We start from the raw sequence: 13,831 nt of genomic DNA on the forward strand, positions 1-13,831 counted from the left end.
ATATCCTAAGTTCAGTACCAATGTAGTAGTAATCAAGGCATAAGGCCTTTATTGCTTTAAACTCATCTATCAGTCTGTTAGCACCTATCACAAACCATGTTGTTTGGATTGGTCTTGGTGACAGAATGAATAAATATGCACGTGGTAACGCGTATATGGTTACATCGATATACCGAGCAGGCTACAAAAAACTTTCTCAAATGATTTTTGAGTGGCAAGCTGCGGATAGAGCGTCATTGTTAGCCATATTCATTGTGATGGAAATCATCATGCATTGGCTATGGTTTCTATTTGTCTGGTTACGACAAGATGCGTTAGATAGTTATGTGGATATGGCTCTCTTATATCCAATATGGATTATCATAACGCTCATAGGGATATTCTTTTGGTGGATGGTAGGTCACTTATCTCGTATCAGAGACGATTATAAGCGTCTGCATAATTGGCAAATCGTACTCATCTGTGTGTATGGTTTATATATTGCAGTCATCGTTTTGGTCATGGGTCATAGCAGCTTGGTTTCAGGAGTATCGCTCGTCGGCGGTACGATGCTTGCGATGATGCTAGTACGCCGTCGTTACATTTGGTATGCGTTCTTGTTTCAAGTTTATTTGATTGTATTGATGGCAATTTTGCCTTATTTGGGGGTCACTTTACCCAGCATGCGTCAATTAAATATTACCTCGTTACCGCTTGGTACCTATAATTATCAGACCTATAGTGAGATGACGAGTATCGAAAACGCGATAGAAGCCACTATTTTTCAAGATGGTACGCTTAGCTGGGATAGTATAAACGAGATTCGGCGCTCTTCAGTATTCTTCTGGCGTGCAACGCATATGTATTTGGCATTGCCCAAAGCCATTTTTATGGTATATATTTTTAGTACGCTGTTGTTGATTTTGGATAATAGCAAAAAACAAATCGTACAACATGCCAATCATGATGAGCTGACAGGTCTAAAAAATCGCCGCTATGGCCTAACTAAAATGCGCCAAACGCTAGCCAAACTCACCAAAAATCAAGATTATACCGTAATCTTACTCGATTTAGATCTGTTTAAAGACATTAACGATAATTATGGTCATGATGTCGGCGATCATGTATTAAAAGAAGTTGCAAATACCTTAACAGATAAGCTCACTGAGACAGATATTGTCAGCCGTTACGGTGGTGAAGAGTTTTTAATCGTCTTACCTGATATGACCCATGATCTGGCGATGGCTATTGCAGAACAGCTGCGTTGCGATATTGCGGCTCATGTGTTTCAAATAGATCATAGCTTAAGCTTTAGTGTAACGGCGAGTCTAGGGCTTTATACACTGACTCATACGGAGCGAGCATGTATCAAACAAAGATATACGGCTATAAAATTGAAAGAGACGATGACCACGTCATCATTAACGAAGTTGCCAGCGATTAAGTCACGTAAGAGCAATCGCGCATCTATAACAGCATCAGAGCTGCGACGCGCCCAGTTGCCTAGTGATATTTGTCAGCGTTTAATCAGAATCGCAGACAAAGCATTGTATGAAGCCAAAGATCGCGGTCGTAATCAAGTCGTCAGTGCCAACGATATGATAGTAGCAAAAGACAATATTAAGCCACTATATAGTAGCCGAAAAAACAGTAGCCAAAAAACAGGTACTTGATTGGTTATGATCAGTATGGCTCAAAAAAAGCAGCTAATCTTTATACACTCGGCGATGAGATGTTTAGCTGTTGTACCAAGCTTGCCAATACACTGGTCGCAAAGCTGCCAGTCGTCAAAGTAAAGTTTAATACCAGCATTTGCTTATCACTGTTTTGTTCCTCCCGCCACTCCCAGCTTAGCGCCTCAATTGGTAATCGCAGCGCGCGTCTCTGGGCTTTGACATCGCGCTGCTCTAAGCCTGCTGCTAGCTGCGTCAGCAGTGGATTATTTTGTATCACATCATTTTCAAGCTGAGCTGCTGTGCCGCTGACTTTGTCGTTACCCACGCCCCAAAGCACACCAGTTGGATGAATATCACCACTGGCAACACGCGCACACAGCGACTCGTCTATCTCTTCACTGGCAAATATCGAACCTGAACCATCTAAATTAAACACTTCACCGGCAAGTCCGGTATTCCAGTTGCCTGCGCGGACTCTGGCTGCCAATATCTCATTAAATAGTAAGCTGCGCGCGGCAGATAGCTCCATCGCGTTTTGCTCGCGTGGTACGCGTTTACGTTTGCTCTTTTTTGTCTGAGGTTTAAAGGCAGGTGCTGGACGGGCAAACAGTCTCAAAGCCTCTGTGATATTGTTACCATGCCATCCAAAGCGCTGCGGGCCAAAGTAATTGGGCACACCGCTTGCGCTGATATTTTGCAAATGCTGATCTACTGATGCCTTATCGCTACCTTCTAATTTAATATTACGTAAGGTGATAATAAACTGATTGGCCCTATGCGTGCCGCGTCCTAATTTTTTATTATGCCAATGCTGGGCAATGATGGTGACCGACTCACGCTCACCGATATCTACTGGCGCAAACTCAGTCGCAGGCAACTGCTTTTTGGGTATTCGCAGGCTAAACCACTGCGTCGTCAGTGCGTGACGGTCTTTGAGGCCCGAATAACCGACATCACGCAACGGAATCTCTGCCCATTCTGATAGCAATTTTGCCAAATACGCCGTATTTATCCCTGATTTTTCAATATGTAGCCATAGATGCTCGCCTTCGCCAGTGAAGTCGAGTGGCAAGAGTTCGTTGACAACAAAATCTGTGTTATGGGACTTGTAAGTCGCTTGTTTGATAGGCGGCGGTACTGGCTGCGGGAGCTGTGCGGTATCTGTCGCGGCTTTGATATCGATGTGTGCAGTATCATCATTTGTAATAGCCAGCTCGTTATTAGCTGGCTGATGGTTTAAAGCAGGCTGAGAAATAGATTTATCTGTTATTTCGTTCCAGTTATCTTGAGAAGTCATAAAGTCGTCTTGTATTTTGATTATGAGTTTTAGCTTGAAAGGGTAGAGCTATTCGTCAAAGGCCAGTAAGTATTAGAGAATTACGTTTTGCAACGCAGCGAACATACAAATAAACAGCGTACGCTAAGTGTTATTGTTACTATCAATATAACTGTTTTTTTATATGTATGGTTGATACTAAATAAAATGGATAGATGACATTATGATACGTGACTGGTACAAATTTTCTCGCTTAGCGTAGATAGCAGACAGAGGCTTCATAAAATTCATCTCAGTAATGCATGGTAGTTCGCAGTACCCTTGCGTTTTAGTATAGCGACTATCTCCACACGTTTTATTTAGGAAGCAATGATAACTGTTAAGGATAACCTATGAGCCAAGTGAATAGTAACCAAGACGATAATAAAATCGCTGCCAAAAATCTAGTAACCATCAAAAAATCTGATATCCCAAATGGCGGTATGAAATCCTACAAACAAGATGACGATAGTATCATTTTAATTACCCGCGATGAGGATGAGTTTTTTGCTTTCGATGGCAGATGTCCTCACGTTGGTGCAGATTTAGGTGATGGCATGCGCTGTGGTAATCGAGTGGTCTGCCCGTGGCATCATGGCACTTTTGATAGCCGTGATGGGAGGCTGTTAGAGCCAGTTGCTATGCGTGGGCTGACCCAATACGAGCTGACAGATGAAGGCGATAGCTTAACTGTCAATACATCAGCGAAGATAGATAAACGAGTAGATAACGATAAGCTGACTGATACACATACTATTATCGTGGGCGGCGGCGGTGCGGGTTTTATGACTGCTCATCAGCTACGCCATACCGGTTATGGTGGCAACATTACCATTGTTAGCGCTGACGATAATGCACCTTATAATCGACCATTATTATCTAAAGCATTTATGGCCGGGCAGATAGACGAAGATAAACTGTTTTTTGGTGGTCCGAATTGGGCTGATAGAAATAATATTGATCTACGCTTAAACCAAACGGTTAGTGACATTCAACCTAATGAGCGAACGATCGTTATTGAAAATGAAAGTGGTGAGAACGAAAAACAAACCGCAGACTTTTTAGTCGTAGCGACAGGGGCACAGCCAAAAGTACCAGCATTTAAAGGCGCTGATGCCAAAGGCGTTTATACCCTGCGCGACTTAGATGATGCCAAAGCCATTAAAGCGGCCAGTAGCGGTAAACATGTCGTCATCGTCGGTACGGGCTTTATCGGTATGGAAGTGGCGTCATCACTTATGCAAGCAGGAAATATCGCCTCTATCACCATTATCGGGCGTAGCGCTCGGGTTATGAGTAATATCGTATCAGAGAGCATCAGTAATGCTTTGATTGATTTGCATAAAGAAAAAGGCGTCACCTTTGCCTTTGGTGCGGGCGTCGATGCGATCAATAGTGATAATGGTGAAGTGAGTGGGGTAAAACTGTCTGATGGCAGTACGATTGCAGTAGATGTGGTTATATTAGGTACAGGCGTAGCACCACGTACCGAGATTTTAAATGAGGTGAACGATCCTGACGGCGTGCAAGTGGACGATCACTTGCAGCTGCGTGATGGGGTGTATGCACTTGGCGATATTGCCAAAGCTCCCAATCAGATGGGGCGCATGCGTATAGAGCATTGGCGGGTAGCGTTGCAGCATGGTATCGTAGCGGCAGCGGCTATCTTGAATGAAGATAATGTCAATGCTTTAGAAGAGCGTATTCCGTTCTTTTGGTCGGCGCAGTACGGTAATAGCCTGCGCTATAGTGGTCATGCAGCGACTCCTGATAACGGTATTGTGTTTGGCACACCAAGCAAGTTTGACTGTATCGAATACTACTTTGATGATGAGGAGGATAACTCCCGTGCAAGCGCTGCCATCTCACTGGGGCGGGACAAAGAGTTGGTCGCTTTTAGTGAGCTGCTGCGTCGTGGTCATGCACCAACGCGAGCGCAAATTAATGCAGGATACGATATTATCGAACAAGCGCAGGCGTTATCGCGCTAGCATTTACAGGCGGATAAGGTTTACTATTAAAGCTGGCTTGATTATCCAAGTCAGCTTTTTATATCGTAATAGTAAAGGGATATCACAGAGTATGAATAAAGAGATTATAAATAAAAACCATATAAGTAAGGACGCTGTGTTTTTACGGCAAGCCAAAGCGGATGATATTGGCGCACTTGAACAGCTATTAAATCGCTGTTATAGAGAAACCGCAGGCTGGACCAATGAAGCGGATTTAGTTGGCGGCATTCGCATCACTCAAGCTGAGCTGGCAAGTATCATCGATAATCCAAAACACTATCTGTTTGTTTATCCAAAAACCACAACAGGGACGTGCGATGGCGATGAAACTGACGAGCTGTTGGGTTGTATTGCCGTTGATATAAAAGTCGACGCTGACGCAAATGAAAAAGCCTATATTGGTATGTTTGCGGTACATCCAGACTTGCAAGGAGCGGGCGTAGGCAATGTGATACTACAAGCCGCCGAGACGTTTGCAGAGCGGCATTTACAAGGTAACAATCGACCAAGTCGTCTGACCATGTCTATCTTAAGTCATCGTCCTGAGCTCTTGGCTTACTACCAGCGCCGCGGCTATCAGTTGAATGGTAATAAGATGCCGTTCCCAGATGACGGCAATAATGGCGAACCGAAGCGTCAAGACTTAGCATTATTAGAATTAGAGAAAATCGTTAGCTCATAAAGGTTGGCTTTAATTGTATCAGACTTGAGCTAACCCCAAAAATGCCCAAAGGTCATAAACAGCCCAACGCTTAGTAGAATAAATGCCACAATAATTAAACGCTTAAACCAGTTAAAAGCAGGCAAACGCGTGGCAGGGTCATCCGACATAAGGTAGGCAAACAAGCACAGTAAGCTTGCCGCTAACGTCATAATCCCAAGGCCAATTGGTAAAATATAGAGGTATACTTGCCACACAGTCATCTCACAAACGGCTTCTATTAAGCGCATCATAGCAGTATCATGATTGTGCTGTCTGTATCTGACGCTACGCTAAATCAAAAATAGGTAATAAAAAAGTCTATTCTATAAAGAACAGCCTTTTTGCTATTAATATCGTTAATCTTAAATAAAAAGAGTCCAAACATTATAACGTGTCACTGATATAAATTTTACTTGCTTGCTGTGTCTACGCTGACAGAGGCTGCGCAAAATTTATCCCAGTAACACTGTATTTATTTTATAGTGGATTGATTATATCTAACAAATTAACGCATCGTCACAAACTCTTCTGAACCAGTAGGATGAATGGCGACCGTATTGTCAAAGTCAGCCTTGGTCGCGCCCATCTTGATCGCTACCGCAAAGCCTTGAATCATCTCATCGACACCAAAGCCGATGCCGTGCAAGCCGATGACTTTTTCATCTTCGCCTAAGCACACCAGTTTCATCACGCACTTTTGGCGGTGCTGCGTCACTGCGCTGTACATAGAAGTAAATGTTGAGGTATAGCATTTAATGTTGTCTTTACCAAAGTGATTGACCGCATCAATCTCAGACAAGCCAATCGTGCCAATAGGCGGATGGGTAAAGATAACTGTCGGTATCAAGTCATAAACCAAATGCTCATCGGTTTTGTCATTAAACAAGCGCTCAGATAGCCTACGACCCGCCGCGATAGCAACAGGGGTCAAATCAATGCTGTTTTCGATAATGTCACCGACTGCGTAAATGCCCTCAACGTTGGTATTTTGGAATTTATCGACTTTGATTTTACCGTTATCAGTCGTCTCTATACCTGTCACTTCCAAGTTAATACCATCAGTAGAAGGCGCGCGACCAATCGCCCAAATCAAACAATCTACGGTATCAAGAGCGCCGTCTTTGGTAAATAACTCTAAACAGCCATCTTCTTTTTTATTGACTTCCGTTAGTGTGGTATCGGTGTGCAATTGAATGCCATCCTGCTCCATCTCTATCAGCAATGTCTCCACGATAGTATGGTCAAATGAGCGTAGCGGCGAGTGTTGACGGACGTACAGATGCACCTCAGCACCCAGGCTGTTGAGCACGCCAGCGATTTCAACGGCGATATATCCTGCCCCGACGATGGCCACCCGTTTTGGCAAAGCATTTAAGGCAAAAAAACCGTCAGAATCAATACCGTATTCTGCGCCTTTAATATTTGGCTTAATAGGATGACCGCCCGTTGCGATCAAAATATGATCAGCCGTGATATGCTCGCCATTGACTTCGACCGTATTGGTATCGACAAACTTGGCAAAACCTTTTATCACTTCCACGCCATTTTTGGCTAAGTTATTATCATAAGCGCGGTGAATGTTTTGGATATATTGTTGGCGACTATTGACTAGCTTTTGAAAATCAAAGCCCTTTAACTCGACATCAAAGCCATAATCTGGCGCATACTTCTCAATTGCTTCGGCCACTTGCGCACCGTACCACATCACCTTTTTGGGCACACAGCCCCAATTGACGCAAGTGCCGCCTAACTGCTCCGCTTCGATAATAGCGCATTTTTTGCCATAGCTTGCCGCGCGGTTGATTGAGGCAATGCCGCCGCTACCGCCACCAATGGCGATATAGTCATAATGTTTTGTCATGGTTAAGTCTCTTTAATCAATGCTTGTGATGAATAGTATGAACGCGATTGTTTTTTAGTTTTATTGTGAGCTTTACTGTAATGGGTATGAGAGTATATCTTACAAGTTTTTTCATGCTTAAGGCGTGCCAAGTAGTATTAATAATCCAATCTCAATTATTTATTTTTCTTGGCGTAGGCTGGGTTTTAGCCCAACATTTTACCCAAGTTGAGAGCTAAGGCTCAATTTATAAAAGTCTTTAAGTAAAAATAGCCCAACACAGAATAATTTCATTTAAACCTATCTAAACTCACTTAAACAATGGCACGCCGTCTATAAAATAACAGTCCGGGAATAGACAGGCCCAGCACCAATCCTGAGGTCACAAACAAAGCCTCAAACAAATACACCATCATTTGACTAAATAATTCGTCCGAAAAGCCAAAATAACCTATCTGTACCATACTGACCATTGCTTTATAAGCAGCAATACCTGGCATCATACAAATGACGCTTGGCGAGATTAATGCTTTGGGCGGTAGGGTATATTTTTTAGAAAAATAAACGCCCAAAAAGCTGGCAAGCATCGCCCCAAAAAAGCTGGCTACCACCAGATGTACGTGCTGATAGACAAGCGCTGTTTTTAGCCCAAAGCCAAATGCAGTCATCAGCAAACAGGGCAAAATATAGCGTTTGGGTACGCTAAACATCAGCGTCCAACCAAGGGTAATAATACATGACAGCACCACGGTTTCGATGAACCACATATCAAAACCCCCAGTGTTGTATTTGCAGTAAAACCAGTGCCATCACGATGCCAACGCACGCTGACAAAGTCAACATATACGTAAACACGGCACGTCCAACGCCGATATTGACATAGCCCTTTAGAATGTCTGAGAAAGAGTTAATCAAAGGAAAGCTTGGCACCAGTAATAGCACGCTCGAGGCAACCGCAATATCAGCATTATTACCAATATCAAAATAGTAAGTCGTCGCCCCAATTAAAGAGGCGATAAAAGCCGTCACGATGACCGTGATAAAGGGATTGAAATGGTGCTTAGCCAAATATATGCGGGTAAACATCGCTACCATGCCTGCGATAAAGGTTACGGCGGTAATCGATAAGCTACCGCCGTTAAGATTCGCAAACGCAGCACAAGATGCACCAACGAATATGCCTACCAGCCACGTTGGGTATACTGCTTTATCTAACTCATCAAAGGCACGGGTGGTGCGGTCAGTCAGCTCAGACTGTAGCTTGTCATTACGCTTCGCAGCTTCGGTTTTATTAACGATTTGCTGGATTTGTACCAGCAAATTGACATTAATGCTTTGATTGATCGTATCTCTGGTAGTGGTGATACAGCGTTCATTACAGATGGTCGTCAAGGTAATGGCATTAAAATTAAGCGAACATTCGACGCTACTCATGCCCAAAGCAAATCCCAAACGTTTAGACAAGTCCACCACCACAGCAGACTCAGCGCCATACTGCATAAGAAGTAATCCGCAGCGCACGCATAGTCGAGTGATGCGCTGCTGCTGTACGTAGCTGATAGAGGTCATGGGCGAGATACGTATGTTGGTTGGTATTGGTACGCTATTATAAAGGGTCTAGATGCTGACGCGCAGGCATTATCGGACATTATATTTGATGCTACTATAAAGTATAAACTTTTTTGGTAAGGAGCACAAAATGCATATCGCTATCTTAACCCTAACTTTTGCGCTACCGGGCTGTAGCTCACTAAAAGAAAAGCGTCAACGGATGGGCGGATTGCATGCGCGCTTTGGCAATACGCCAAGCATCGCTGTCTGTGAAAGCGGTGAGCGTGATCGGCATGATGCCAGCGAGTGGACGTTTGTGATAGTGGGGCTGTCTAAGCGTGAGGTCGAGTCGCAATGCAGTCAAATCGAAGAGAAGATAGAGCGGACAGTAGATGCGCGGGTGATGAATGTTGAGCGGGAGTTTATTTAGGTGAGTTGGTTTTATATTTTAACTCTAAAAAATATCTAACTTGTAGGTTGGGTGGAGCTTGCGACACCCAACATTTACTTTAAAAAAGAATATCCTCACCCGCCCCAATTGATAGGAAGCAAGCCATCTGCCACAAATCGATGAAATGAAGAATATTGCCAGTCTTTAACCTGTTTAACATACCCATGTTTAATAGGGTTCATATGAATATAGTCAATATGTGCTCGATAGTCTGATTCATCGCGAATGCAATGCTCCCAAAATCGACGTTGCCAAATACCACGCTCGCTTTTTTTAAGTCTACTACTCGAAATAGATTCTGTTTTGGCAATATTATAAGAAAAGTAATATTTAATGAGTTTTATTCGTTTAGAGAAGTCTGCATCATTATTTGGCATAGTACATAACATATGCAAATGGTCTGGCAAGATAACAATGGCATCAATGTAGAAGGGGTGTTTTTGTTTAACGAGTTTGAAGGAGTGTCTAAGTGTTGCAATTTCTTTGACTAGCAAATCGCTAGACCTATCAGCTAGGTTGATAGTGAAAAAGTAGGTTGCTCCTTTTTGATAGTGCCTTCGATATTGCATGCCATTCTAAAAATGATAATTGATAGCTGATAGTACTTAATTTTGTTGGGTGTCGCAAGCTCCACTCAACCTACGATGGATTCAATGTTAACTATGAACAATGCAAGGTAGGTTGGTGTCGAGGAACGAGACCCAACATAGATAATTTTGTATAATATGAATCGTTGGGTTTCCTTCGTCAACCCAACCTACGAGCTAATACCTTTAGCGTTGAAGAAGTTTGTATCATTTAGAAAAATAAAGGTAATTGGTAGGATTATCTACAAACTTCTACTATAAAAAAGGCCACTCCCTAAAGAGTGGCCTTTTATCAATCATTCACTAACCTGTCTTAGCTGACTTCTTTTAACCCCTGCTTAAGCATCGGCTTTAAGAACTCACCCGTATACGAGCCTTTCACTTCTGCCACTTCCTCTGGCGTTCCTTCCGCAATAATCAGTCCGCCACCTTTACCGCCTTCAGGACCAAGATCAATGACCCAATCGGCCGTTTTGATAACGTCAAGATTGTGCTCGATGACCACGATGGTATTACCTTTATCACGTAGGGCATGTAAGATATTGAGCAGCTTATCAATATCATGGAAATGCAAACCAGTAGTCGGCTCATCCAAGATATACAGCGTTTGCCCCGTATCGCGTTTAGCAAGCTCACGTGCCAGTTTGACCCGCTGTGCTTCACCGCCAGACAGCGTCGGCGCAGACTGACCCAAGCGAATATAGCCAAGACCGACATCCATGAGCGCTTGTAGACGGCGATAAATCGCTGGGATCGCTGAGAAGAACTCAGTGGCATCTTCAACGGTCATATCGAGCACTTCAGCGATGCTCTTGCCTTTATAGTGAATCTCTAAAGTTTCGCGATTATAGCGTTTGCCTTCGCAGGTATCACACGGCACATACATATCAGGCAAAAAGTGCATCTCAACTTTGATGAGACCATCGCCTTGACACATCTCACAGCGACCGCCTTTTACGTTGAAGCTAAAGCGACCTGGTTTATAACCACGTGCGCGGGCTTCTTGCGTTTGGGCGAACATTTCACGTACAGGGGTAAATACTCCTGTATAGGTCGCAGGGTTTGAGCGCGGCGTACGACCGATTGGGCTTTGGTCGATATCGACCATTTTGTCCAAATGCTCAAGGCCACTGATGCTGTCATGTTTATCCGCGATAAGGGTAGACGCATTGTTCAACTGAGTCGCTGCAATCGGCATCAAGGTACGGTTGATCAAGGTTGATTTACCCGAGCCTGATACGCCAGTGATACAGGTCATCACACCAACTGGCAAGCTCAGATCGACATCTTTTAGATTATTACCAGAAGCGCCTTTTAGCTCAATCGTCATCGGTACTTTTTTGGGTTTGGCTTTACCTTTAGCTTCAACTTCTACTGTTTTAGCCTTATGACGAATGGTAGGAATTTCAATTTTTTTCTCACCAGACATGTATTGTCCGGTCAGCGAGTCTGGGGTCGCCATGATCTCATCGATCGTACCTTGCGCGATGATGTGACCGCCGTGCACGCCGGCACCGACACCGATATCGATGACGTGATCGGCTTGACGTATGGCGTCTTCGTCGTGCTCGACGACAAGGACGGTATTACCCAAGTCACGCAGCCGCGTTAGGGTTTTAAGCAAGCGATCATTGTCACGCTGATGCAAACCAATAGATGGCTCATCGAGTACATACATCACGCCCATGAGACCCGCTCCGATTTGGCTGGCAAGACGGATACGCTGTGCCTCCCCGCCCGATAACGTCTCGGCAGAGCGAGCAAGGGTCAGATAATCTAGCCCGACACTGACGAGGAAGTTCAAGCGCTCATTAATCTCTTTAAAGATTTTTTCTGCGACTTCGCCTTTATGACCGCCAATCTTTAAGGTTTTATAGTAATCAGCTGCATCGCCAATGGACAGCTTAACGATCTCAGCGATAGTTTGCTCATCGACCCGCACGTTGCGTGAAATTTCATTGAGACGCGCACCATCGCAGACGTTACAGGTAGTATCAGCCAGATACTTTGCCAGCTCATCACGCACAAGGTTACTTTGGGTCTTGGCATAACGACGCTCAAGATAGGGCAGTACGCCTTCAAATGGTACCGTCTTATTGGTCTTACGACCACGCTCATCGGTGAAGTTAAAGGACAGCTTTTCCTTACCAGAGCCGTGCATGATAAGGTCTTGCTGCTTTGATGACAGCGCTTGCCATGGCGTATCCATATCGATGTCAAAGTGCTTGCAGACGGTAGAGAGCAGACCAAAATAGTACGCATGACGTTTGTCCCAACCATTGATTGCGCCTTGGTTGAGCGATTTTTCATGATGGGTAATCAGCTTCTCAGCAGCGAAGTACTGACGTTTACCTAAACCATCGCAGCTTGGGCAAGCGCCGTATGGGTTGTTAAAACTAAACATCCGCGGTTCAAGCTCAGGTACTGCTCGGTCACAGACAGGGCATGAGTGCTTCGACGACATGACTTGATTGGCGTCCCCGCCCTCGGTAGGATTGCCATCCATAAAGTGTAGCGTGACAAGACCTTGACCCAAGCGCAGGGCAGTCTCCAAACTTTCAGCGACACGGTTACCCAAGTCGTCACGGACTTTAAAGCGATCGACGACGACTTCGATGGTGTGTTTTTTCTTTTTATCGAGCGTGGGTAGCTCGTCAGTATCATAGACGTCGCCATCGACACGCACGCGCACAAAGCCTTGTCCAATTAATTGCTCGAGCAAGACTGTATGCTCGCCTTTGCGCTCACGAATCACAGGAGCCAGTATCATAAGCTTGGTATCAGTAGGCAATGCCATGACCTGATCGACCATTTCAGTCACTGATTGGGCAACCATGGGTTCGCCATGCTCAGGGCAATAAGGCGTGCCGATACGGGCATAAAGCAGGCGCAAATAATCGTAAATCTCCGTAATCGTTCCGACGGTTGAGCGCGGATTATGATTGGTTGATTTTTGCTCAATGGCAATGGCAGGAGAGAGTCCTTCAATACTATCGACTTCGGGCTTCTCCATTTGTGATAAAAACTGACGCGCATAGGCGGACAGGCTTTCGACATAACGGCGTTGTCCTTCAGCATATAGGGTGTCAAATGCCAAAGACGACTTACCAGAGCCAGATAAGCCTGTAATTACCACGAACTTATCACGTGGGATGTCCAGATCGATGTTTTTTAGGTTATGAGTGCGGGCGCCGCGTATTGCAATGTGGTCATTTGCCATCGGTTACAGGTTTCCTATTTGCTAAAAACGTTATTAAAACAACTATATGTGTATGGTCATAAAATGTGAAACAAATTAAATGACATAAGGATGCTACTTCATTTAAATATAACGCACTTAATTGTAAGTCATAAAATTTTATGACGGCTATTTATGAAAATAGCTGCATCAACTGTTTATCAAGTACTACTTATTCAAATGTTAAGCCATTCTTTTTGTCAAAATATTGAAAGCTAAAATTAACAAAAGTTCAAATTAAAGGATAATTAATAAGATTGTTGTTTGGTTGCTAAGTTTTTGATACTTTTTTTAACAACTAAGTCAGTTTTTAATTTTGTATAAAGTAGTCAGTTAATACTCTAGCTTTACAAGAAGATAGACTCATATTAAAAGTATACTATTAAGCCGATTCTACATTTTTAAATGTTATACAACACAGATTACGATAACATTGCTCATGTTCGTAAAATTATTCTATTCGGATGTTTTTTTATCAT

11 protein-coding genes are annotated in these 13,831 nt (G+C 43.8%); 4 read left to right on the plus strand and 7 right to left on the minus strand.

Annotated elements, in window-relative coordinates:
- Window positions 1–125 precede the first annotated feature (125 nt).
- Window positions 126–1,652 carry a diguanylate cyclase gene (locus BTV98_RS01205; protein ID WP_227511777.1) on the plus strand — a complete coding sequence of 509 codons (1,527 nt, stop codon included), beginning with the start codon at window positions 126–128 and terminating at the stop codon, window positions 1,650–1,652.
- Between the two features lie 40 nt (window positions 1,653–1,692).
- On the opposite strand, the gene truD is transcribed toward BTV98_RS01205, so the two are convergent.
- Window positions 1,693–2,952, minus strand: coding sequence for a tRNA pseudouridine(13) synthase TruD (truD, locus tag BTV98_RS01210; protein ID WP_082638052.1), 1,260 nt, complete (start codon window positions 2,950–2,952; stop codon window positions 1,693–1,695).
- A gap of 371 nt (window positions 2,953–3,323) precedes the next feature.
- On the opposite strand from truD, the gene BTV98_RS01215 reads away from it, so the two are divergent.
- Together BTV98_RS01215 and BTV98_RS01220 are read left to right on the plus strand one after the other, a co-directional pair.
- Window positions 3,324–4,961, plus strand: a complete 1,638-nt coding sequence (locus BTV98_RS01215; RefSeq protein WP_058369343.1) for an FAD-dependent oxidoreductase — start codon at window positions 3,324–3,326, stop codon at window positions 4,959–4,961.
- 91 nt (window positions 4,962–5,052) lie between these two features.
- Window positions 5,053–5,664 (plus strand): GNAT family N-acetyltransferase, encoded by a 612-nt coding sequence (locus tag BTV98_RS01220; RefSeq protein WP_075102745.1) that lies wholly within the window; start codon window positions 5,053–5,055, stop codon window positions 5,662–5,664.
- Window positions 5,665–5,693: 29 nt separating this feature from the next.
- Here BTV98_RS01220 and BTV98_RS01225 read toward each other — a convergent pair whose 3' ends face one another.
- From BTV98_RS01225 to BTV98_RS01240, 4 genes are all read right to left on the minus strand, one after another.
- Window positions 5,694–5,936 carry a hypothetical protein gene (locus BTV98_RS01225; RefSeq protein ID WP_256713809.1) on the minus strand — a complete coding sequence of 81 codons (243 nt, stop codon included), beginning with the start codon at window positions 5,934–5,936 and terminating at the stop codon, window positions 5,694–5,696.
- A gap of 254 nt (window positions 5,937–6,190) precedes the next feature.
- Window positions 6,191–7,546 (minus strand): glutathione-disulfide reductase, encoded by a 1,356-nt coding sequence (gene gorA, locus BTV98_RS01230; protein ID WP_075102746.1) that lies wholly within the window; start codon window positions 7,544–7,546, stop codon window positions 6,191–6,193.
- Window positions 7,547–7,839: 293 nt separating this feature from the next.
- Entirely contained in the window at window positions 7,840–8,292 is a 453-nt protein-coding gene (locus BTV98_RS01235) for a threonine/serine exporter family protein (RefSeq protein WP_010201359.1), read from the minus strand.
- A 1-nt stretch (window position 8,293) separates the two neighbouring features.
- Entirely contained in the window at window positions 8,294–9,094 is an 801-nt protein-coding gene (locus BTV98_RS01240; RefSeq protein ID WP_075102747.1) for a threonine/serine exporter ThrE family protein, read from the minus strand.
- A gap of 130 nt (window positions 9,095–9,224) precedes the next feature.
- Here BTV98_RS01240 and BTV98_RS01245 point away from each other — a divergent pair, with 130 nt between their 5' ends.
- Window positions 9,225–9,506 (plus strand): DUF503 domain-containing protein, encoded by a 282-nt coding sequence (locus BTV98_RS01245; protein WP_058369339.1) that lies wholly within the window; start codon window positions 9,225–9,227, stop codon window positions 9,504–9,506.
- A gap of 95 nt (window positions 9,507–9,601) precedes the next feature.
- On the opposite strand, the gene BTV98_RS01250 is transcribed toward BTV98_RS01245, so the two are convergent.
- Both BTV98_RS01250 and uvrA read right to left on the minus strand, forming a co-directional pair.
- Window positions 9,602–10,021, minus strand: coding sequence for a transposase (locus BTV98_RS01250; protein ID WP_256713810.1), 420 nt, complete (start codon window positions 10,019–10,021; stop codon window positions 9,602–9,604).
- Between the two features lie 406 nt (window positions 10,022–10,427).
- Window positions 10,428–13,334: an excinuclease ABC subunit UvrA gene (uvrA, locus tag BTV98_RS01255; protein WP_058369337.1), complete on the minus strand. Its 2,907-nt coding sequence runs from the start codon at window positions 13,332–13,334 to the stop codon at window positions 10,428–10,430.
- Between the last annotated feature and the right edge of the window lie 497 nt (window positions 13,335–13,831).

Source organism: Psychrobacter sp. Cmf 22.2 (genome assembly GCF_001921745.1).
Taxonomy (GTDB): Bacteria; Pseudomonadota; Gammaproteobacteria; order Pseudomonadales; family Moraxellaceae; genus Psychrobacter.